Source organism: Leuconostoc sp. XM4, assembly GCF_055698815.1.
Window position 1 is genome coordinate 1,635,299 of record NZ_CP134507.1, and the last position, 18,297, is coordinate 1,653,595.

An 18,297-nucleotide genomic window follows, 5' to 3' on the forward strand; every position below is an offset into this window, starting at 1 on the left:
AATTTAGCCCTCATATTGATATATCGTCACTACGGTTATACCATAATGTTTCTGTTGAATGATTGAGAAATCATCACTTTCATTCGGTAAATTTGCCTCATCGTTGCTTTCAGCCAATATAATAGCACCCGAGTTTAATAACCCATTTTCTGCCATAAACGACATATCTGCAGCAATGGTTTCTTTAGCATATGGTGGATCCAAAAAAATCAAATCAAATTTTTTTGAATTGGCTACAAAATTAAGCAAAGCTTGTTGCGCTGGCGACTTTAGGACCGTAAACTCATCAGCATGGTGTGTCTTCTCAATATTCTCTTGAATGACCTTAATTGCTTGGAATTGGCGATCTACTAACGTAGCATGCATCATACCTCTTGAAACAGCTTCAATGCTCAGGCCTCCTGTACCTGCATATAAATCAAGTACATCCCCGCCGTCTAAATACGGCATTAACATGCTAAACATGGCTTCTTTCACTTTATCCGTCGTTGGACGTGTTTTGTCGCCATTGACTGCTTCAAGGCGTGTTCCTCGAAATCTTCCTGATACTACCCGCATGATTATACGATATACAAACTCTTAGTTTGTATTTCCTCCTTCATCATAATTTTCAAAGAAAATATCATCATGCAAATTGTCTAAATCAGGATTAATTTCCGGACGTGGCGACATGACGACTTTTTTTACAAACTTGTATTGCTTAATTTTTTCAACTAATTGTTCAACATTTTCATCATTCACATATAGACCCACAAACATCATCTTGCGAGATATGTACGTGATTTGACCAAACTTTTTAAGCTGTTGTGCATGCCTTATATTATTGATATAGATATAAATTGCACGGCGTGGTTGTATTTGAAATGTCATCGATAATCCTTTCTGGCCACTGTATCATTTGGATGAATGACTGGTTTTTTCTTCTGTTGCGCAGCAATATTCAACGTTAGACCAATGGCAGCGCTAAAGGCTATATATGATGATCCACCACCAGAAATAAATGGAAAAACAACACCCGTTATTGGTAACACACCAATAACGCCACCTAAATTAACAAAAGCTTGGATAAATAATAAGGTAGCTACACCATACATGACTAATCGTTGATATTGACGTTTTTGTCTAATGCCCAAAATAATAAGGCGCGTAATGATTATTAATAGTAAAATTAACACAATTACAGTCACTACTGCCCCTAGTTCCTCTGTCATTACTGCCATAATAAAATCCGTATTTGATTCAGGTAGATATGGCTTTATGAGAGAATTTCCTAAACCAACACCAAACATGCCACCATGAGCTATGGCGTAATAACCGTATAGTAGTTGACGGCTTTGATCTGGGTCAGCCCAAGGATTAACAAAATTAATTAATCTTAAAATACCATAATGCGTACTACCGGTCAGATGGAATACTTTATCGATCAAATTAATGATTGGCTGTAAAAGTCCAAAGCCAATGCCAGCGATAGCAAACCAGGCAACGGTAATCTTTTTAGACACCCCAGCTGCAAGTACAATGGTTAGCATAATGATGGCGGCAATAATCATATTACCATTATCTGGCATAATAAATAATAAAAATAGAGATGAAAAAGGTAAAAACCAAGCATTGAGTTGGCTAATTGGCTGTTGTGGTAATTTAACGTGTGGTTGCCATGGATGTTTAGCAAAAAAATCAGCAAAGTATAATATCAAAACTAATTTTAAAAACTCAGCCGGCTGCAAAGTAATAATCCCCAGTGGAATCCAACCGTGAGCACCATTAACTGCTGGCATTATTCTGGCAATAATTAAAAGCCCAATTATACCAAACATCATCACCTTTATCCATTTTTCATTGCGCCAATTGTTAATATTAAAATGAAATAAAGTAAACGCACCAATCCAACCAATAAAAACAAAAAGAAGTTGTTTGTAAAAGTTTAGCATTGCTGAATTCGTTAAGCTCGCCGAAAAAACCATTACTACACCCAACGCACTGAGTATGGCAAATGGTACCGCAATCCAATAATCTAATTTTCTGATTTTTTTAAACATTAATCGCCCATAATAGTTTTAAGATTTGCATCATCCAAATTTTTGGCAATGGCCACAACAAATGCTTTAGATGCTTCAAAATCCTTAATTGACCAAACTGTTTGGTGGGTGTGTATGTAACGAGAAGCAACACCTAATGCAACGGCTGGTACACCAGTTAACTCAGTTTGAGCTGCTGCTGCATCAGTTCCACCCTTGGAAACAAAGTACTGATAAGGAATATGGTTATCTTCAGCCACAGATAACAAAAATTCTTTTAAGCGCAGTGGCATAACAACAGTTGGATCAAAAACACGTAATAACGTTCCTTGATCTAGGATTCCTTGGTGTCCATTCTGTCCTGAAGTATCATCTGCAGCACTAGAATCAACTGCGAAAAAAATATCTGGTTTCAGTAAATTGACGGCGCCATGTGCACCGCGTAGCCCAACTTCTTCTTGAACATTGGCGCCCATTATCAAGGTATTGGGTGTCTGAACATTTTCTAGTTCTTCCAAAGCGTCTAATATTGTCACAAGTCCAAATCGATTATCCCATGATTTAGATATTACGCGCCTTTTATTTGCTGTCATAACGGTTGATACTTGTGGCACAATAAAGTCCCCAGGACGGACACCAAATGACCACGCTTCATCTTTGTTCAAAAATCCGCCATCAAATAAAATATCCTCTACGGTTGGCATCTGTGGGCCGTGAGCGCTGCCGCGTAATAAGTGTGGTGACACAGAACTTGAAACAATAGGATACTTACCTTTACTTGTGAACAAAGTAAATCTCTGCGAACTAATTACTGCTGGATTCCATCCACCAAGGGCGGCCACTTTAAGTGCACCACTAGGCAGAATAGCTTTCACAATAAATCCAACTTCATCCATATGCGCTGCAAACATTACACGTGGACCTTGTCCTTCTTTAACACCGTAAACACCACCAAGTCCCTCTTGGTGGATTGTATCAACCAATGGTTCCAAATCAGAACGGAAAGATTGACGAATAGCGTGTTCTTGACCAGAAGTGCCTTGTAGCTCCGTATACTTTTTCACACGAGCCCATGTTCTATCATTCATTCTAAATAAATCCTCTCACTAAATCCTTCTTCATACTCGTACAAAATAGGTTCACCATTGTCAATCTCAAGACCGTCTATGTCTTCATCGCTAATATGCTCTATATATTTGACTAAAGCACGTAAGGAGCTACCATGTGCGACGATTAAAACATTTTTACCCTGCTGTATCTGAGGTAAGATTTCTGAATGCCAATAAGGAACAAGACGATCACTGGCCATTTTCAAGCTCTCACCACGTGGTTCTAAGCCTTCCGGGTAACGTCTATCTGGGATAACGTGTTCTAGTAGTGGTGGCGTAGCCGTATAACTACGTCGCCATAAGGCAACTTTATTTGCGCCATATTGTTGACGAGCATAATCTTTATTCAAGCCACGTAATGCACCATAGTGCCGCTCATTGAGTTGCCAAGCCTTATGGAGTGGTAACCACAACTGCTCAATTTCTTCTAATATAATATTGTCAGTTATGATTGCGCGCTTTAAAAAAGAAGTAAATGATACATCGAATTGCAAGCCATGTCGCTTCAAAACTTCACCAACACGGTTCGCTTGTCTAACCCCTTTTAAGGTCAGTGGAACGTCAGTCCATCCGGTAAATTCATTGTCACGGTTTGCTGTTGACTCTCCGTGGCGAACTAACACAAGTTTAGCAGCCATATGCAACTCCTTTTTTATACTCTTCCTATTATATCGTTTCAATCATTTTAAAGCTACGTAAGCAAATATTGGATTGCTCACAAATGATCATTTTTTAATATTAGTATGATTATATCATTATTCGAAACATCAATTATCGACGATGTCAGCTCGAAGATATTTTAATTTATCTCCGAATTTAATTCAAAAGACATGAAAAAAATCTTAGTAAAACCTAGTGTATCCAGCCTTTTACAAACAGATGTCTTTCTTATAAATTTTAGAACAAAACCCTAGTCAAATAACCACTATTCGTTTAGAATATATGTTCAAGACATTTTTATCTATATTGGAGAGATTATGCGTGATTTAACTCAGGGAACTCCCGCAAAGCAAATTTTATTTTTTACAATTCCACTCGTAATTGGAAATCTTTTCCAACAATTATATAACTTTTCCGATACGCTGATTGTTGGGCAAACACTTGGTGTGAAATCTCTTGCTGCTGTTGGAGCAACTGGTTCAATCATGTTTTTAGTTATAGGATTCGTACAAGGATTCACTTCTGGATTATCAATTATTACAGCGCAACGTTATGGTGCTCGTGATATTGCTGGTGTGCGCAAAAGTATGGCATCAACAATTATCGTATCAGCAATAGTCACTGTAATCGTTACCGTGGTGAGTTTTATCCTAATCTATCCACTACTTAAAATCATGCAAACCCCACCAGACATTTTGAATCAAGCATTCACATTTATTAGTATCATCTTAGGTGGTATTTTTGCTACGATGGGGTACAATGTCACCGCTAATGCCCTGCGTGCAGTGGGTGATTCTCGCTCACCATTAATTTATTTGGTTGTTGGTATGTTTGTTAACATTGGCCTCGAATTATGGTTGATTTTAGGCCTTGGTTTTGGTGTTGCTGGAGCAGCTATTGCAACTGTTATTGCACAATTAGTCTCTGCTATTCTAAGCTTTTGGCACATTTATAGATTTGTCCCCCAGCTTCGTGTTGATCGTGACGATTTAAAATGGGACGCAAAAGACATTCGCACTCATTTACACGCCGGCCTACCTATGGGCTTTCAAAGTTCAATTATAGCGATTGGCTCATTAGTTCTACAAGGTGCATTGAATACATTAGGAACAGACGCAGTTGCAGCAACCACGGCTGCGCAACGTATTGATCAAGTGGCTACACTACCTATGATGTCATTTGGTATAACAATGGCAACCTTCGCTGCGCAAAACTATGGTGCCAAACAATATCAACGCATTTTAATCGGTGTAAGACATGCGCTATTTATGAGCATGGGGTTTGGCCTGTTTATGGGTATTTTAGAAATTATGTTTGGTCATGTTGCTGTGTCTATGTTTGTCGGTGCTGATCAACATCGTGTATTATCATTAGCACAACAGTACTTCTGGGCTAATGGTGCCTTCTACTATATACTATCCGCTTTGTTTATCATACGATATGTTTTGCAAGGACTCAATGACTCTAGAACCCCTACCTTTGCTGGTATTGCTGAATTAGTTATGCGGACAGTAGCAGCAATTACTTTAGTTGGACCTTTCGGATTTTTTGGGGCCAGCTTGGCCAATATGTTAGCTTGGACAGGTTCTGTTCTGGTCATGATTCCAGCTTATCTCAAAACCGTTAAAATGCTAAAAGAACAGCATATTTCATTGAATTCCGAACATTTATAATGTTTCGTTCGTTTATTAAGCGCTTTCACTTGCTGTTTTTCCCTATTATTCGCGAAAACATCTTTTATTTTCTCATTTTTAATTTAATTATTAGTAAATGACTGCTAAAATTAAATTGTACGTTATTCGTAACTAAATATTTGGGAGGCAATCATGTCTACGATTGCACATTATTTCAAACTTGACGAACTCAACACAAGTGTTCGGACCGAGTTTATTGCTGGTTTAACTACTTTTGCGTCGATGGCTTACATCTTATTTGTTAACCCTACTGTTTTGGGTGCAGCAGGTATGGACAAAGGCGCTGTTTTCACAGCGACAGCAATTGCTTCAGCTGTCGCAACTATCTTCATGGGTGTCGTTGCACTCTACCCTATTGCTATTGCCCCAGGGCTTGGTGTGAATGCTTTCTTCGCTTATTCTGTTGTTATTGGCATGGGCGTAAAATGGGAAACTGCTATGGCTGGTGTGTTTGTAGCCGCATTGATTTTCTTAGTTTTAACGTTTTTCAAAATTCGGGAGAAAATCATCAATATTATCCCACAAAATCTAAAACTCGCTATTGCTTCGGGAATCGGGCTATTCATTGCTTTTATCGGATTGCATGATGCGGGGCTGATTGTAGCTAACAAAGACACCATGGTATCTTTGGGACATCTGTCATCACCTACATCACTATTATCAATTTTTGGAATTATTGTTACTTTCATATTGATGAGTCGTAAAACACCGGCTGCCATATTCATTGGTATGATTTTAACATCACTTGCTGGTATTCTAACCGGTCTAATCAAATTACCATCTGCCATTATTTCACCTGCTCCCTCACTTGCACCTACATTTGGTGCTGGCGTTATGCATGTTGGTGATATTAATTCTCTGCAACTAGTCACAGTTGTTATTACCTTCTTGATTGTTACTTTTTTTGACACAGCTGGTACAATGATTGGCTTGGCCACACAAGCTGGCTTCATGAAAAACAATGAAATGCCACGTGCTGGCCGTGCCTTAATGGCTGATGCGGTTGGTATGACAGTAGGTGCCGTTATTGGTACTTCACCTACTTCTGCTTATGTTGAATCGTCATCTGGTATTGCAGTTGGTGGTCGCTCAGGATTAACTTCCGTGTTCACTGGAATATTTTTCTTGTTTGCTCTGCTCTTCTCACCACTTTTATCTGTTGTTACTTCACAGGTGACAGCACCAGCGTTAGTAGTAGTTGGCGTCTTAATGGCCAAAAACTTACGCTTAATTGATTGGGAAGATTTGGCTATCGCAGCACCAGCATTTTTGATTGTTATTGGTATGCCCCTAACCTATTCTATATCAGATGGTATCGCGCTTGGTTTCATCTTATATCCAATCACAATGATTGCAACTGGTCGTATTAAGAAAGTACATCCTCTGATGTATGTATTAGCGATTATGTTCATTGCATTCTTAATGATCATTGCGCATTAGAAACACAAAAAAAAGACGTCGCTTAAATTGCGCGTCTTTTTTATTTTGTTAATTTAAAATTCTTGACGTAAATCACGAGCATTTGCAAGAGCAGTTTCAGTAATATTGTCACCAGATAACATCATAGCAATTGCGTGAACTCGACCATCTTCATCCAATGGTGCTACTTGAGTGAGTGTACGATCATTTTCAGTTAACTTTGAGATCAAATAATGATGAGTTGCGGCAGCTGCAACTTGTGGTAAATGCGTAATTGCTAAAACTTGTGAATCAGTTGAAATTGTGAGCATTTTTTTTGCTATTGCCTGAGCCACACGACCGGAAACACCTGTATCCGCTTCATCAAAAACAATTGAAATGATGTGCTGCTGCTTAGCAAATGTAGTTTTCAGTGCTAACATCAGGCGAGCAGCTTCTCCACCTGATGCGATCTTGACCAAGGGCGCCATTCCTTCTCCAACGTTAGTTTGGACATGAAATTCAACTTTATCAATTCCCGAGGAGATATAGCCTTCAACTGGATCAAAGTGTACAGCAAACTCGGCCCCATTCATTAATAAATCGTTCAATTGCTGATTAACATTCTTTTCCAAATTTCGGGCTACTTTTTGTCGGGCCTCACGTAATTTAATCGCTTTTTTTCTTAATAACTGGCGCATGTCATTTTGTTTGACCTGTAGTCGTTCAACATCATATTCATCATCATCTATAAGCGAAAGCTCTTTTTCGATTTTGGCTTGAAAATCTAAAACATCTGCAACCGATGTACCATACTTGCGTTCTAATGAGTGAATCAGCTGAAGCCGGTCATCAATACGAATTAGTTCTGCCTCATCATATGTTAATTCACTCAATTGTTCGTCAACATCACGGCCAACATCTTGGGCCGTGTAGTAAGCTTCGGAAATCGTTTTTGCTAGCTCAGCATATTGATCATCATATTCTGCAATATCTTGTAGTTGATGAACTGCTTCAGCGAGGGAGTCTATGGCTCCGCCTTGCTCGCCGCTTAGTGTTGTCTGCGTTAACTGAAGTCGATCAGCAATTTTTTTGAAATTACGTAACTTGTCACGTGCATCTAATAAATCATTTTCTTCATTTGGCTGTAAATTGGCTTCCTGCAGTTCTTCTTGTTGGAATTTTAAAAGATCTAAACGTTGTGTGATTTCTTGTTGTGACGTTTGAATATTTCTAATGCGAGTGGTGATAGAACGAAATTTTTGAAAAAGTTCTTGGTAATCATTTCGAAATTGCGTAATTTTTTCATCACCAAAAGCATCCAATAACGGTAAATGTTCCTCTGGATTCAGTAATTGCTGTGCATCATTTTGTCCTTGGATATCAACTAAGTAACGACCAATAGCCGCTAAAGTTTTCAAATTGACAAGAACACCATTGATTCGAATAATACTCCGCCCATTTTGGTTTAATTCACGATAAATAATAAGTTCATTATCATCGCCTGCTACACCACTTCGAGCAATTAGATCTCTTAGCTTTTGATTATCCGGAACACTGAAAACTGCCTGTAAAACAGCTTTTTTACTGCCATGACGAACCATTTCAGAGTTCGCACGACCACCAGTTAACATAAAAAGTGCATCAATAATAATTGATTTCCCAGCACCTGTTTCACCGGTTAAAACACTCATGCCTTCTTCAAACTGAAGATCCACTTTTTCAATAATCGCAAAATTTTCTATAATTAGATTTTCTAACATAAGTAACTCCATCAACGTAGTACATGCTATACGTTGTTATTTTTCAAGTAACTTTTGAATAATGTTAATCACTTTTGCCGTAGGAATACCATCTTTTAATAATACGAGAACCGAACCATCATCGCTTATGGTCGCAAATATTTCCGGTAGCTGCACTTGCTCAATCAGGTTTGATACCAATTGACCATTTCCAGGTTGAACTTTGATCATAATCATTCCACGCTGCGCACGCAAACTCAAAAATGATTGCTGTAGCGCTCGACGTAATCGCTGTAAATATGGCCTGTCATCGGATTTTGGTAAATGATACAAAAAGCCATCGTGGGAATTTGGAACTTTAATTAATCCCAACTCATTAATATCACGCGATATTGTAGCTTGGGTAACCTTTTCGCCAATCTTTTCAAAATACGCAACAATATCTTCCTGACGACCCACTGGATGCTCTTTAATGAGCGACAACAAGGCTTTTTGGCGATCTTTTTTATTCATGATCATTCTCCTTATGATTGAGTTGCTCATAAGTGCGTTCAAGTAACCTGTCAATATTAATATGTTCGCTGATTTCGGCTTGATTTGATCGTTTCAGTACTGCTAAGAACTCAATATTACCTTGTCCCCCTTTAATTGGCGAGTAGGTTAAGTCCGTAATGCTAAAACCATCAGTAACCATCATTTGTGTTACTTTTTGTAAAACTTGTTTATGAACAGCTGTATCTTTGATAATACCGTTCTTACCAACATTTTCACGTCCAGCTTCAAACTGTGGTTTAATTAAGGCCACAACATTACCACTCATAGTAATAATGTTGGCTAGTGCTGGTAAAATAAGTCCCAAAGAAATAAATGAAACATCAATTGTAGCAAATTCTGGTTGTCCGTATTTAAAATCAGCTAATTTTGAATAACGAAAGTTTGTATTTTCCATAACTTTCACACGATCATCGTTTCGTAACTTCCAAGCTAGTTGATTGGTACCCACATCTAGTGCATAAACAAGTTTGGCACCATTTTGAAGTGAAACATCAGTAAAACCGCCCGTGGAAGAACCAATGTCTAACACCGTTTTATTTTCAACGGTAATATCAAAATCATTCAATGCTTTTTCTAACTTCAATCCCCCACGGGAAACATATTTTAGCTGTTCACCTTTGAAATGTAGTTCCGTTGTCACGGGAATTTTTTCACCCGCTTTATCTAAACGTTCTTCGTTATTGCCAAGAATCTGACCAGCCATCACAGCACGTTTTGCTTGCTCACGTGACTGAAACAATCCTTGTTGGACCAGCAATACATCAACACGTTCTTTTTCAATGCTCATTTTTTATCTCCAATTAAACTAACAAAATCATCCAGCAAACGTCGATCAAATTGTTGATCTTGTTCAACAGTATTAGCTAATATTTCTTGTGTTGAGAAGAGGTATTGGTCAAGCACACTTTGTGCCTCTTTAACACCCACTATATGTGGCAATGAGTTCACATCTTCTAATTGATCTTGCTGATAATCATCTAAATCATCTTGAATTTGAAAGGCCAATCCGAATTTTTCACCAAAATCATACATTGCCTTCTTCGGATCAAAATGATTATCCTCAACATTGACATTTTGATGGGTCAATATTGCGCCCAACGTTGTTGTATATCTTATCAATGCTGCAGTCTTCATGCTATAAACATCATTTAACAACCAATTTGTACTAGCATTTTGTTCTTCAGTGTGATTATCCATATCATGGAGTTGCCCTAAAACCATTCCTGATCCACCTGCTTCGCGAGCTAAGTTTTGAGTAATTAATAATAGCTCTTCAGTTGGAAGACAATCCTCAACACTGCATGAACTATTGGCAGTCGCTATGACTCCAAAGGCACCAGTTAATAACGCATCGCCGACTAAAATAGCATTGGCTTCACCATATAATGCATGAACGCTGGGTTTGCCACGTCGAAACATATCATTATCCATTGCCGGCAAATCATCATGAACAAGGGAATATGAATGAACCCATTCAATTGCCGTTGCTACTTTCAATATACTTGGTGTGATAGATTCTCCAAAACTTGTAACAACTGCTAACGTCAGCAATGGTCGGAGCCTTTTGCCACCATTCAAAACTGCATACTTCATCATAGCAACTAAATCAGCATCTGGGGAAGCCATTGATAAATCATTTTCCAATTGTTGATTAATTTTTGGAAGCCATTCTTTTTGGAAACTTTTTAAATCAATCATTAGTTAATTCCAAATCTGATAATTCATCATCATTATCTATAACCTTTGCCAATGTATCTTCAGCATCCTTCAATGTCTTTTGTAAATCTTTGACCAAACCAACACCGGTTTGAAAATCAGCCAAAGCGGTTTCCAAGGGACGATCACCCTTTTCTAGCTGACTCACGATACTTTCTAATTGTTGTAACTTATCTTCAAATGTGGGTTGTTCACTCATGCTGTACTCCTGTTATTTTTGCCGTGGCATGCCCATCAGAAAAGCGCATGTCAATTTCATCATTAATCGTAATATTTGTTATGCTACGAACTACTTTATTGTCATGCTCAACAATTGCATAACCACTGGATAATATTTTCAAAGGGCTTACTAAGTCTAATTTAGTACTTAATAATTGTAATCTTTCTTGTACAGGTTGCAATAAACTACGTTGTAACTGCTGCTGTCGTTGCAATATTGCCGCTAATTTGTGTTCTTCATTAATTACTTTTTGTTTTGTTAGCTGTTGCAATGCATGCGATAACTGATCTATTCGTTGATTATACCCCGTGTATAACCGATCCGGTTGCTGAAAAATAACATGCGTTGCAACTCGATTTAATCGTTGTTGCCTCATGTCAATCATCTGTTTAATCCGTGATATTTGCCGTAAATGTAATTCTTGCAAACGGGTGGTCAATTGTTGTAATGTTACCGGTGTCGCTAGTTCAGCTGCAGCCGTTGGCGTAGCTGCACGTCGATCAGAAACAAAATCTACTAAGGTATTATCTGTCTCATGTCCAACTGAACTAATCACCGGTGTCTTCATACTAGCAACAGTTCGCGCCAATTTTTCATCATTAAAAGCCCACAAATCTTCAATGGAACCACCGCCACGTCCAACAATTAACGTGTCAAAATCCATATTATCAATACGTTGGAGCTGCCGAATAATTGTTGGCGCTGCCTTTTCGCCCTGCACTACTGCTGGAAATAAAATAACCTGAGCACTTGGAAAACGTCGTTGCACCGTACGAGCAATATCTTCAATAACTGCCCCAGTTGGTGAAGTAACTACCGCTATTTTTTTAGGAAATAGTGGTACTTGTTTTTTTGGCAAATCAAACAATCCTTCGGCCTGTAGTTTACGTTTTAGTTGTTCATAAGCTAAAAATAGTTCACCAACGCCGTCGGGAGTCATTGATTCCAAAATAATGGAATATGAGCCCCGTGGTTCATATATTTCCACCCGCCCAATCGCATTAATCTTCATCCCCTCTTCGGGCTGAAATTTAATACGCCGTTCATAGCCAAACATTGATGCATTAATCACGGCATTGCTTTCACTATCCTTAATAGAAAAATATAAATGTGGCCCGCGACGACGACCCATATTAGAAATTTCACCGGTAACATAGACTTTGGCTAAATACGGATCAGCATCAAATTTTCTTTTTAAATAAGCAGTTAATGCACTGACCGTTAAATATTGATTTCGTTCTTTTTCCATTTTTCCTTTAAGCCTACTTAATTCAATAACATGTAAATTCTACTACAATTATACATTAAAATCTGCATAAAAAAACAACTAACCTAAGTTAGTTGTTAGTTTGGCGTGCCAGATTCGCTCTGGCTGGCGGCTATTGATTGTCACATCAATAGCAAAGTCGCGTCACTACAGTGCAAGCACTGTTAGTCAAGTGAGATGAGCGAGTTCCACAACAACACTCATCACCTACATCTATACGAGACTTGTGATTAAACACAGTAGGCCGCAATCAGCGCTAATTTTTCAAGCGCTTCGACTCATCGCATACATCAATTATATCAATAAATTATAAAATAGTCAAAAAATATTCTATTTATTTCAGTATAACCAAACAAGTAGTTTCGTTTACACACACGAGCAAAATCGTTATAATTATAACCATGATAAAATTAACAAAGCTTGAAAAAAACTACATTGACCGCATTGCTAACCCCACTAAAACAGCCTTAGAGGATTTAATTGTGCCTATGTCTGATTTAAATGATAAGGCTAAACTAGCTCAATATACTATCGACACCTACAACTTAGGGGAACTAAATAATGTCAAAACCACGGTTTCAAAACACATATTAGACTTTACCTGTCTAGACGATAATAAACTCTTACATGTAACTGGTTATATTGAGGCAGACTGAGGGCAGTTGCTTATTCTTCGACACCCACATCTTCCTTTTCCGCTTGTTTTTGTTCATTAACAATATGTTCAAGTTGTTCATTAAACCATGTGGAAATTTTAGCCTTCACACTCTCAGAATCATCTACGTATGTGGCAACAGAGCTTGCTAATGATATTTTCAAATGGGATTGACTCTCAAATTCATTTTCAGCAATCATATACAGATTGACATCTAATGCGTCTTTTTCTTGCCAAACCAGTTTTCGTAATTGGTTTTGATAGCGCAAGGGTAAATTAATGACATTGGTTTCAACACTTAATGTCGTCCCCGTGGACTCTACTCCGCCATTAATCTGCAACTCAATATGTATAAAGTTTTCATTTTCAATATGTGAATCAATTTCTGAAAAAAGCGCATCAAGCGGAATTGTTTCGTCATCAGCTACGTCTATTCTCTTTGTATAGAATGTTTCATTTTCGATATTGACTAATGCACGTTCACCTGTAATTTGCATCAAAAATCCCCTTTTATTTTCGTAATAATAATTTTTCTCAAAGTTTCTTTCTATTATAAACATAATTAACAACAAATACCAAAATAAAAAGAGCTCAAATGAACTCTTTTTTATTTAAAATTTATGTGGCATGTGATGCCAGAAATCTTCTTTATTTGTCTGACGTGTACGAGCAATCCCCATTGCATGTTCTGGTATGTCATTTGTAATTGTTGACCCAGCAGCAGTAATTGATTCTTGAGCAATGTTAACCGGTGCAACGATTTTGGTATTTGAGCCAATAAACGCGCGATCTCCGACAGTTGAATTAAACTTATTCACCCCATCGTAATTAACAAATATCGTACCTGCTCCAATATTAACATCTTGACCAATAGTGGCATTACCTATGTAAGTGAGATGTCCTGATTTGGTGTCTTTACCCAATTTAGCATTCTTGACTTCGACGAAATTACCAATATGAACATTATCTTCTAAATGAGCAGCCGGTCGCAAATGTGCATATGGACCCACTGTGGTACCATTTTGCAGGATAGCATCTTCAATGTGCGATGATGTAATCACATTATTGTCACCAAGCACACTATTTACGATTCGTGATCCTTGTGTAATAGTATTATTTACGCCGATGGTCGTCTTGCCTAAAATAGTTACGCCACCCTCAATTAAGGTATCGGGCCCAATGTTAACCGTTGAATCAATATATGTATTCGCTGGATCTAACAGTTCAACGCCATCAACCATTAATTGATGATTAATTCTTTCGTGCATGACGCGGTTAGCTGTTGCCAATGCTACTCGATCATTAACTCCTAATGACTCTGTAAAGTCTTGGAGTGTGTGCGCACCAATCTGTTCTCCTGAGCGTCGCAAAATGTTAAGCGTGTCAGGTAAATAGTATTCGCCTTGCGCATTATTATTTTGTACTTTTGCTAGTGATTCAAATAATAAACGGTTATTGAATACATATACGCCAGTATTAATTTCTTTAATACGACGTTCTGTAATACTAGCATCTTTTTGTTCAATAATTTTCTGAACTGTCTCATCTTCTCCGCGGACAATGCGGCCGTACCCAGTAGGATCATTGGCAATGGCAGTTAGTACAGTCACAGCGTTATTTGAACGTTCATGCTCTGCAATGAAACCTTGTAAGGTTTCTGAACGAAACATTGGCGTGTCACCAGACATAATTAGGGTGACACCATCGCTGTCTTTAAGTTCTGCCTCAGCTTGACGCACAGCATGACCAGTACCAAGTTGTTGAGATTGCAGTACAAATGAACTACGATTACCGACATGTTCTTGGACACGTTCAGCACCAACTCCAATAACAGTGATTAACTTATCCGTCTTAAGTGGTTCGACAGCATCTAGTACCCAGTCAATCATCGTTTGCCCAGCCACAGTATGCAATACTTTTGGAGTTGTTGACTTCATTCTTGAGCCATTTCCTGCTGCCAATATTAATACGTTTATATTGCTCATGTTTAATTAAGCCTCATGTTTAAATATTTCGTTCAAGTAATTACCCGGCGTAACCAAAATTGGATCACCATTTTTCAAGTTTGTGTCGACATGCAACAATGATGTGAAGTGATCAAGTAATCTGGTTGTTGAACGGCCTTCAGCAAATACTGCAGTGCCAACCACCGTACCATCAAATTCACCAACCAAGGTTTGCATCCCTTGAATTGTTCCGCCAGCTTTCATAAAGTCATCTACGACCAACACACGTGAACCTGTGCGCAGTGAACGACGAGACAATTCCATTTTTTCGACACGCTTTGATGATCCAGTCAAATAATTAACAGATACAGTCGGACCTTCGGTAACTTTCGCATCATCGCGAACAATTACAAATGGTACATTTAACTGATCAGCAACAGCTTGTGCCAACGGAACACCTTTAGTCGCTGCAGTCATGACAGCATCAATATCATCACGTATGTATTGTGTTGCAATTAAACGCCCAGCTTGTCGTAAAATATCAGGACGACCTAACAAATCAGATAGATAGACATAACCCCCAGGCAATACGCGCGTCTCATCATTTACTAACCGGCAAATATCGTCAATAAATTCTGCTGCTTCGGACTCAGTCATATAAGGAATAAAACGTGCCCCACCAGCAGCACCAGGTACCGTCTCCAATAAACCTGTACCACGTTCTTGGAATGTACGCTTGAGTATTGATAGATCCTCAGAAATTGATGACTTAGCCGATTCATACCTTTTGGAAAAATAAGATAAAGATATCAACTTGCGTGGGCGCTCAAGCATATAGCGCGCCATATCGACTAACCGGTCAGAACGACGTGTTTTCATGATGTGTGACGGACCAAAAAAGTTATTTTAGTCCGTTTCCTCCTAAACTTTTATTAATATTTACGACTAATTATACCATTTTTATTTTCTAATTGTTCGGAAACTAGGCATTTCGTTTGAATTGCCATATTGAAACAAGATAAATTATTACTTCTATAATAGCTATAAAAAAACTTGTTGGTAAATTTGTTAAATAAGCGATTGTCAAGCCAATCCACGTACCGAACAAAGCGAAGACAATGGCCATCCCCATAAGCTGCAACGTCGTTTTAGCATAATATTTTGCGCTCGCCGCGGGTAATGTTACCAACACAAAAATAAGTAAGGATCCTACCAATTGTGATGAAATACTAATCGATAATGCAATCATGATTAAAAAGGTATAGCGAACTGATTTTTGTTTCCATGTTTGAAGAAAAATACCTGCTTCGTCAAATGCTAATTGACGCAAGGAGCGGTAATTGAATAGTAGCGTAACTAATACAATTAAGGCTAAAATTATGAGCAAGTATAAGTCACGGTGGCTAATTCCAAGAACTGAACCAAATAGAATGCCAGTAGCAGCATTGGATGATGTATGACCTAGTGCTAAAAATAATATTCCCAAACCAATAGCCAACGCAGATACAGCACTTGTGACATTATCATGTTTCGTATACGTTGATTCCAAGGCGCCAATAGCTACTGAAGCAACAGAAGTTGCAATCATCATACCTAATAAAGCCGGCCAACCAATCCACAAACCAAAAGCTGCACCGGCAAAACCTATTTCACTCAAAGAGTGCGTTAAAAACGCATAATTTCGCGCCACAACAAATGTACCGATAACCCCGGCAACAATGCTGACAATCGTACCTGCTATGAAAGCATTTTGCATAAAATCATAACTAAACATGGCGCACCTCATCTTCTTTGTGCCTAGACGTCATATCCATCGTCAGTGTTTGCAGCTGGGTAGCATCCCCTTGTTGTACTTTACCATTTTCAAAAGAGAGATAGCCATCCGCAAAATCAGTGACCAGCTTGATTTCATGTGTAATAAATAGCACTGTCATATTTGTGGTTTGCTGTAAGGTACGGACATTTTCCAATAATTGCACTTTGTGTTCATGATCCAAACTAGCAGTAGACTCATCTAGAATTAACAAATCTGGATTTTTTACTAAGGCTTGAGCTACAAATGCGCGCTGTTTTTGTCCCCCCGATGCTAGTCCCAATCGTTGATCACGCATTTGATTTAAGTCCATACGCTTTAAAGCTTGAGTTATTAACTGTTTTTCCTCTTTAGTAAGCCATAAGCGGCTACCATGATTGAAATTCAGTCCGACAAATTCAGCTATACTTAAAGGATAATCACGAGAAATATCTCTGAATTGTGGGACATATCCAATACGATTCGTCGCTACCGTTAATGTACCTTCTGTTTGTTTATTTTGTCCAGTGAGTGCTTTAATGAAACTTGTTTTACCGGCACCATTTTCTCCTAAAACAGCCAGAAACTGTCCAGCTAATACTCCAATGTTGATATGCGATAAAATAACTTTTTCCCCATACCGAACCATGAAATCTTTCGTGCTAATGATTGTATTCATTTATCTAATGCCTTTTGAATTTTTTTGAGTTGCGTTAATTGCCAAGTCCAAATTTTCGTGCTGTCAGGCGTAAATTGACTAAACGTGACGACAGGGATGTCATCTTTTTTTGCCATAGTCACAAGTTTTTGTTTATTTTCAGTTGTGTCCTGTGACGTTGTAAAAATAAACTGAATTTTTTTATCAGCTAATTTACTCTCAAGATCTGACATTTGCTTATCCGTTAATTTAGATACATCATCTGTTTCAGCAGCGTATCCCAATTGTGTCATAAGCAAATGCTGTGAGTTGTTCGTAGCGACATACCGAATATCTTTTATTTTTTTTAGGGTTGTGTAAAGCGTCGTCAAGTCGCTTGTTTTTTCCACAAATTGCTTATTGTTTTCGACATAAGTATCACGATTTCTTGGATCCATGTCACTCAAATAATTCACGATTTGTTGTGCCATTACTACTGTTGTATTTGGGCTTAAATAATACTTCTGTGTTGACGAGTCTGTATGAATATAGTCACTCGCAATTACTAACTTAGGGCTACTATGTAACTTTTGAGCTTCTGTTAACAGCGCACTCGTGTGATCATCTGTCAAAAGTAGTTCAGACTTTTTAAATTTTGTTTTCTGTTGTGCTGTTTTGAGATTGCCCGACATGAGGCTGACACGCCCTTTTTTGCCGGCAATAGCTTTTGCAATTTGTTGATAGGCTGGATTATCTGTCGTAATTTTCACAGCAGTATCCTGTGCTTCAGTTGTGTCGCCAACCATTTTAGCACACACTAAAAGAATCCCAATAGGGATTAACATAATCGTTAAAATTGCATAAACGGATTGTTTATTCATGTCATTC

The 18,297-nt window shown here is 38.2% G+C and carries 20 protein-coding genes; 3 read left to right on the forward strand and 17 right to left on the reverse strand.

Annotated features, from left to right (window positions below; translation table 11 throughout):
- Positions 1-3 precede the first annotated feature (3 nt).
- From rsmD to RHP64_RS08265, 5 genes are read right to left on the reverse strand one after another with little or no spacing between them, the layout of a single operon-like run.
- Positions 4-558 carry a 16S rRNA (guanine(966)-N(2))-methyltransferase RsmD gene (gene rsmD / locus RHP64_RS08245; protein WP_014325052.1) on the reverse strand — a complete coding sequence of 185 codons (555 nt, stop codon included), beginning with the start codon at positions 556-558 and terminating at the stop codon, positions 4-6.
- 21 nt (positions 559-579) lie between these two features.
- Positions 580-870, reverse strand: a complete 291-nt coding sequence (locus tag RHP64_RS08250; protein WP_002815350.1) for a YlbG family protein — start codon at positions 868-870, stop codon at positions 580-582.
- Entirely contained in the window at positions 867-2,039 is a 1,173-nt protein-coding gene (locus RHP64_RS08255) for an FtsW/RodA/SpoVE family cell cycle protein (protein WP_014325053.1), read from the reverse strand. Before RHP64_RS08255 ends, RHP64_RS08250 begins: the two co-directional genes overlap by 4 nt.
- Entirely contained in the window at positions 2,039-3,106 is a 1,068-nt protein-coding gene (gene pepA, locus RHP64_RS08260; protein ID WP_462785043.1) for a glutamyl aminopeptidase, read from the reverse strand. The genes RHP64_RS08255 and pepA overlap by 1 nt, the downstream gene beginning before the upstream one ends.
- Positions 3,103-3,765: a 2,3-bisphosphoglycerate-dependent phosphoglycerate mutase gene (locus RHP64_RS08265; protein WP_025268379.1), complete on the reverse strand. Its 663-nt coding sequence runs from the start codon at positions 3,763-3,765 to the stop codon at positions 3,103-3,105. Before RHP64_RS08265 ends, pepA begins: the two co-directional genes overlap by 4 nt.
- 339 nt (positions 3,766-4,104) lie before the next feature.
- On the opposite strand from RHP64_RS08265, the gene RHP64_RS08270 reads away from it, so the two are divergent.
- Positions 4,105-5,460: an MATE family efflux transporter gene (locus RHP64_RS08270; RefSeq protein ID WP_014325056.1), complete on the forward strand. Its 1,356-nt coding sequence runs from the start codon at positions 4,105-4,107 to the stop codon at positions 5,458-5,460.
- A gap of 153 nt (positions 5,461-5,613) precedes the next feature.
- On the forward strand, positions 5,614-6,921 hold the full coding sequence (locus RHP64_RS08275; protein ID WP_011680253.1) for an NCS2 family permease: 1,308 nt from the start codon (positions 5,614-5,616) through the stop codon (positions 6,919-6,921).
- 53 nt (positions 6,922-6,974) lie between these two features.
- Here the strand turns inward: RHP64_RS08275 and recN are convergent, their stop codons facing one another.
- Genes recN through xseA form a run of 6 tightly spaced genes read right to left on the reverse strand, consistent with a single transcriptional unit; the run spans position 6,975 to position 12,361 of the window.
- Positions 6,975-8,642 (reverse strand): DNA repair protein RecN, encoded by a 1,668-nt coding sequence (gene recN / locus RHP64_RS08280; RefSeq protein WP_050895144.1) that lies wholly within the window; start codon positions 8,640-8,642, stop codon positions 6,975-6,977.
- Between the two features lie 36 nt (positions 8,643-8,678).
- On the reverse strand, positions 8,679-9,134 hold the full coding sequence (locus RHP64_RS08285) for an arginine repressor (protein WP_010282264.1): 456 nt from the start codon (positions 9,132-9,134) through the stop codon (positions 8,679-8,681).
- Positions 9,127-9,963, reverse strand: coding sequence for a TlyA family RNA methyltransferase (locus tag RHP64_RS08290; protein ID WP_011680255.1), 837 nt, complete (start codon positions 9,961-9,963; stop codon positions 9,127-9,129). Before RHP64_RS08290 ends, RHP64_RS08285 begins: the two co-directional genes overlap by 8 nt.
- The gene (locus RHP64_RS08295; protein ID WP_011680256.1) at positions 9,960-10,874 is read right to left on the reverse strand and encodes a polyprenyl synthetase family protein; all 915 of its coding nucleotides are present in this window, start codon (positions 10,872-10,874) and stop codon (positions 9,960-9,962) included. Before RHP64_RS08295 ends, RHP64_RS08290 begins: the two co-directional genes overlap by 4 nt.
- Positions 10,867-11,091: an exodeoxyribonuclease VII small subunit gene (locus tag RHP64_RS08300; RefSeq protein ID WP_002815368.1), complete on the reverse strand. Its 225-nt coding sequence runs from the start codon at positions 11,089-11,091 to the stop codon at positions 10,867-10,869. The genes RHP64_RS08295 and RHP64_RS08300 overlap by 8 nt, the downstream gene beginning before the upstream one ends.
- Positions 11,084-12,361, reverse strand: a complete 1,278-nt coding sequence (gene xseA, locus RHP64_RS08305) for an exodeoxyribonuclease VII large subunit (protein ID WP_014325060.1) — start codon at positions 12,359-12,361, stop codon at positions 11,084-11,086. The genes RHP64_RS08300 and xseA overlap by 8 nt, the downstream gene beginning before the upstream one ends.
- A gap of 419 nt (positions 12,362-12,780) precedes the next feature.
- Here xseA and RHP64_RS08310 point away from each other — a divergent pair, with 419 nt between their 5' ends.
- Positions 12,781-13,035, forward strand: coding sequence for a hypothetical protein (locus RHP64_RS08310; RefSeq protein ID WP_010288725.1), 255 nt, complete (start codon positions 12,781-12,783; stop codon positions 13,033-13,035).
- A 10-nt stretch (positions 13,036-13,045) separates the two neighbouring features.
- On the opposite strand, the gene RHP64_RS08315 is transcribed toward RHP64_RS08310, so the two are convergent.
- From RHP64_RS08315 to RHP64_RS08340, 6 genes are all read right to left on the reverse strand, one after another.
- Entirely contained in the window at positions 13,046-13,531 is a 486-nt protein-coding gene (locus RHP64_RS08315) for a hypothetical protein (protein WP_011680258.1), read from the reverse strand.
- A gap of 114 nt (positions 13,532-13,645) precedes the next feature.
- Positions 13,646-15,019, reverse strand: a complete 1,374-nt coding sequence (glmU, locus tag RHP64_RS08320) for a bifunctional UDP-N-acetylglucosamine diphosphorylase/glucosamine-1-phosphate N-acetyltransferase GlmU (protein ID WP_025268382.1) — start codon at positions 15,017-15,019, stop codon at positions 13,646-13,648.
- A 6-nt stretch (positions 15,020-15,025) separates the two neighbouring features.
- Entirely contained in the window at positions 15,026-15,859 is an 834-nt protein-coding gene (purR, locus tag RHP64_RS08325; RefSeq protein WP_011680260.1) for a pur operon repressor, read from the reverse strand.
- 103 nt (positions 15,860-15,962) lie between these two features.
- Positions 15,963-16,754, reverse strand: coding sequence for a metal ABC transporter permease (locus RHP64_RS08330; RefSeq protein WP_002815374.1), 792 nt, complete (start codon positions 16,752-16,754; stop codon positions 15,963-15,965).
- The gene (locus RHP64_RS08335; RefSeq protein ID WP_025268383.1) at positions 16,747-17,451 is read right to left on the reverse strand and encodes an ABC transporter ATP-binding protein; all 705 of its coding nucleotides are present in this window, start codon (positions 17,449-17,451) and stop codon (positions 16,747-16,749) included. The genes RHP64_RS08330 and RHP64_RS08335 overlap by 8 nt, the downstream gene beginning before the upstream one ends.
- Complete coding sequence (locus tag RHP64_RS08340) at positions 17,448-18,290, reverse strand: metal ABC transporter substrate-binding protein (protein ID WP_014325065.1); 843 nt, start codon at positions 18,288-18,290, stop codon at positions 17,448-17,450. Before RHP64_RS08340 ends, RHP64_RS08335 begins: the two co-directional genes overlap by 4 nt.
- Between the last annotated feature and the right edge of the window lie 7 nt (positions 18,291-18,297).

Coding starts and splice junctions, on each gene's coding strand:
- RHP64_RS08290 (WP_011680255.1), bottom strand. CDS start 9,963: ATGAGCATTGAAAAAGAACGTGTTGATGTATTGCTGGTCCAACAAGGA.
- RHP64_RS08255 (WP_014325053.1), bottom strand. CDS start 2,039: ATGTTTAAAAAAATCAGAAAATTAGATTATTGGATTGCGGTACCATTT.
- RHP64_RS08285 (WP_010282264.1), bottom strand. CDS start 9,134: ATGAATAAAAAAGATCGCCAAAAAGCCTTGTTGTCGCTCATTAAAGAG.
- RHP64_RS08295 (WP_011680256.1), bottom strand. CDS start 10,874: ATGATTGATTTAAAAAGTTTCCAAAAAGAATGGCTTCCAAAAATTAAT.
- RHP64_RS08340 (WP_014325065.1), bottom strand. CDS start 18,290: ATGAATAAACAATCCGTTTATGCAATTTTAACGATTATGTTAATCCCT.
- recN (WP_050895144.1), bottom strand. CDS start 8,642: ATGTTAGAAAATCTAATTATAGAAAATTTTGCGATTATTGAAAAAGTG.
- RHP64_RS08335 (WP_025268383.1), bottom strand. CDS start 17,451: ATGAATACAATCATTAGCACGAAAGATTTCATGGTTCGGTATGGGGAA.
- RHP64_RS08310 (WP_010288725.1), top strand. CDS start 12,781: ATGATAAAATTAACAAAGCTTGAAAAAAACTACATTGACCGCATTGCT.
- purR (WP_011680260.1), bottom strand. CDS start 15,859: ATGAAAACACGTCGTTCTGACCGGTTAGTCGATATGGCGCGCTATATG.
- RHP64_RS08270 (WP_014325056.1), top strand. CDS start 4,105: ATGCGTGATTTAACTCAGGGAACTCCCGCAAAGCAAATTTTATTTTTT.
- RHP64_RS08315 (WP_011680258.1), bottom strand. CDS start 13,531: ATGCAAATTACAGGTGAACGTGCATTAGTCAATATCGAAAATGAAACA.
- RHP64_RS08330 (WP_002815374.1), bottom strand. CDS start 16,754: ATGTTTAGTTATGATTTTATGCAAAATGCTTTCATAGCAGGTACGATT.
- rsmD (WP_014325052.1), bottom strand. CDS start 558: ATGCGGGTAGTATCAGGAAGATTTCGAGGAACACGCCTTGAAGCAGTC.
- RHP64_RS08275 (WP_011680253.1), top strand. CDS start 5,614: ATGTCTACGATTGCACATTATTTCAAACTTGACGAACTCAACACAAGT.
- xseA (WP_014325060.1), bottom strand. CDS start 12,361: ATGGAAAAAGAACGAAATCAATATTTAACGGTCAGTGCATTAACTGCT.
- pepA (WP_462785043.1), bottom strand. CDS start 3,106: ATGAATGATAGAACATGGGCTCGTGTGAAAAAGTATACGGAGCTACAA.
- RHP64_RS08300 (WP_002815368.1), bottom strand. CDS start 11,091: ATGAGTGAACAACCCACATTTGAAGATAAGTTACAACAATTAGAAAGT.
- glmU (WP_025268382.1), bottom strand. CDS start 15,019: ATGAGCAATATAAACGTATTAATATTGGCAGCAGGAAATGGCTCAAGA.
- RHP64_RS08265 (WP_025268379.1), bottom strand. CDS start 3,765: ATGGCTGCTAAACTTGTGTTAGTTCGCCACGGAGAGTCAACAGCAAAC.
- RHP64_RS08250 (WP_002815350.1), bottom strand. CDS start 870: ATGACATTTCAAATACAACCACGCCGTGCAATTTATATCTATATCAAT.